At 74.5% G+C, this 2,459-nt stretch carries 2 protein-coding genes; one reads left to right on the plus strand and one right to left on the minus strand.

Annotation, left to right across the window (positions count from 1 at the left end):
- Nucleotides 1-82: 82 nt before the first annotated feature.
- Nucleotides 83-916 carry a 1,4-dihydroxy-2-naphthoyl-CoA synthase gene (gene menB / locus ABYE80_RS19780; RefSeq protein WP_372792025.1) on the minus strand — a complete coding sequence of 278 codons (834 nt, stop codon included), beginning with the start codon at nucleotides 914-916 and terminating at the stop codon, nucleotides 83-85.
- Here menB and ABYE80_RS19785 point away from each other — a divergent pair.
- Nucleotides 915-2,270: a class I adenylate-forming enzyme family protein gene (locus ABYE80_RS19785; protein WP_372792026.1), complete on the plus strand. Its 1,356-nt coding sequence runs from the start codon at nucleotides 915-917 to the stop codon at nucleotides 2,268-2,270. The genes menB and ABYE80_RS19785 overlap by 2 nt on opposite strands.
- The last annotated feature ends 189 nt before the right edge of the window (nucleotides 2,271-2,459 follow it).

A 2,459-nucleotide genomic window follows, 5' to 3' on the forward strand; every position in this document is an offset into this window, starting at 1 on the left:
CTCGTCCCCACGAGGACCGGCGCCACGGCGGCGGGGAGCGTCCGCAGACGCGCCGCCATGACCCAGATGCGGACGGGGCTCATCAAGCCCGCCGCGGGAACTTCGAGAAGTCCGGGGTGCGCTTCTGCTTGTAGGCGTCGCGCCCCTCGGCCGCCTCGTCGGAGCCGTAGAAGAGCAGGTTCGCGTCGTGCGCGAGCTGCTGGATCCCGGCGTAGCCGTCCTCGTGGGCGTGGAAGCTCGACTTCACGAGCCGCAGCGCGAACGGCGACAGGGCGAGCATCTCCCGGCACCAGGACACGGTCTCCTCCTCGAGGCGCTCCAGCGGGACGACCGCGTTGACGAGCCCCATGTCCAGGGCCTCCTGGGCGCCGTACTGCCGGCACAGCAGCCAGATCTCCTTGGCCTTCTTCGTGCCGACGAGGTCACGGAGCAGCGAGGCGCCGAACCCGCCGTCCCAGGAGCCGACGCGGGGGCCGGTCTGCCCGAACCGGGCGTTGTCCGCCGCGATCGTCAGGTCGCAGCACAGGTGCAGCACGTGCCCACCGCCGATCGCGTACCCCGCGACCATCGCCACCACGGGCTTGGGCAGCCGGCGCATCTGGATCTGCAGGTCCGTGACGTGGAACCGTCCGACCTTCGCGCCCTCGGGGATGTAGCCGGTGTCGCCGCGGACGTTCTGGTCGCCGCCGGAGCAGAAGGCGTGGGGCCCCTCGCCGGTGAAGATGATCACGCCCACGTCCTCGTTCTCGCGCGCCCGCTCGAGGGCGTCGGACACGTCGATCAGCGTCTTGGGACGGAACGCGTTGCGGACCTCGGGGCGAGCGATCGTGATCTTGGCGATCCCGTCTCCCGACGTCTCGTAGCGGATGTCCGTGTAGGCGGCATCGGGCGCCGCGTCGGTCCAGGTGACTGCCATGACCCGGCAGGCTATCCACCGCGGCCTGCGCGTAGATTCGTGGGTGATGATGATCGGCTGCTGGGTCCGGTGCGCCGCGCAGGCGCGCCCCACGGTGGAGGCGTTGGACGGCGTGCCGTACGCGGAGCTCGACGCGCGGGCCGACGCGGCCGCTCGAGCGATGCGCGACCGGGGCCTGCGGGCCGGGGACCGCGTCGGGCTGCTGCTGGCGCCCGGAGCGCCGTTCGTCGCGGCGTTCTGGGGCGCGCTGCGGGTGGGCGCTGTCCCGATCCCGGTCTCGACGAGGCTGTCGGCCACCGAGGTCGCGCAGCAGACCGCGACCGCGTCCTTCGTGGTGGACGAGCCGTTGCCGACCCGGACCGCCGGTGCGCCTTTGCCCGTCGTGGCGCACCGCACGCAGGACTGCGCGGTGCTCCTGCACACCTCCGGCACGACGAGCGCCCCGAAGCCCGTCCCGCTCACGTTCGGCAACCTCCTCTGGGCGGCGCAGGGGAGCGCGGTGGCGATCGGGCACCCGCCCGACGAGCGCTGGCTCGCGGCCCTGCCGCTCAACCACGTCGGCGGCCTCTCGATCGTCGTGCGCTCGGCGTTCGCGGGCACGACGGCGGAGGTCCACGACGGGTTCGACGCGCAGCGGATCGTCCAGCGGCTGCTCGCGCCCGACGGCCCCACGGTGATCAGCGTCGTGGCGACGACGCTCGGTCGCCTCCTGGACGCGGGGCTGCGAGAGCCCGCGCGCCTGCGGTGCGCGCTCGCCGGGGGCGGCCCGATCCCGCCCGCCCTGCAGGAGCGGGCGCGGGAGGCCGGCGTCCCGGTCGCGCAGACCTACGGCATGACCGAGACGACGGCCATGGTGAGCGCACAGCGGCCCGGGGACGCGGGCTCCGACGCCGGCCCCCCGCTGTTCTGCACCCGGGTGAGGATCGCGCAGGACGGCGAGATCCTCGTGGCGGGCCCGACGGTCGCGCCGGGGGCGGCGGGCCCGGACGGGTTCCTGCGCACCGGCGACCTCGGCGCGGTGGACGCGGCGGGACGGCTCTCCGTGACGGGCCGCAAGGCCGACACCATCGTGACGGGGGGCGAGAACGTCGCCCCGGCCGAGGTCGAGGCGGTCCTCGAACGGCACCCGGACGTGCTCGAGGCCGCCGTCCTCGGCAGACCGGATCCGCAGTGGGGGGAGGCGGTGGTGGCGGTCGTCGTGCTGCGGGAGGGCGCGACGGCACGTCCCGAGGGGCTCCGTGAGCACTGCGCCCGCTCGCTCGCCCGCTTCAAGGTCCCAAAGCGCGTCGAGATCCGGACGGCCCCGTTGCCGCGGACGGCGTCCGGCAAGCTGCTGCGCCAGGATCTGCCGTAGCCGTCGCCGGCGCGAGAGCGGCGCGCGCGTCTGGGAGACGCGGGTACGATCGGGCCCGATGCTCCGACGTGTCAGCCTCCTCATCGTCAGCGCGGGGGCGGTCGTCGTCGCGCCCTCCGTCGCGTCCGCCGCGACCTTCACGGTCGACCGCACCGCGGCGGCGGGTTGCGCCGCGAACGTGTGCCGCAC

The organism is Paraconexibacter sp. (genome assembly GCF_041602235.1).
Taxonomy (GTDB): domain Bacteria; phylum Actinomycetota; class Thermoleophilia; order Solirubrobacterales; family Solirubrobacteraceae; genus Paraconexibacter.

What these genes read in the sequence shown, in the direction of transcription:
- ABYE80_RS19785 (WP_372792026.1), top strand. Translation starts at nt 915, where the DNA reads ATGACCCGGCAGGCTATCCACCGCGGCCTGCGCGTAGATTCGTGGGTG.
- menB (WP_372792025.1), bottom strand. Translation starts at nt 916, where the DNA reads ATGGCAGTCACCTGGACCGACGCGGCGCCCGATGCCGCCTACACGGAC.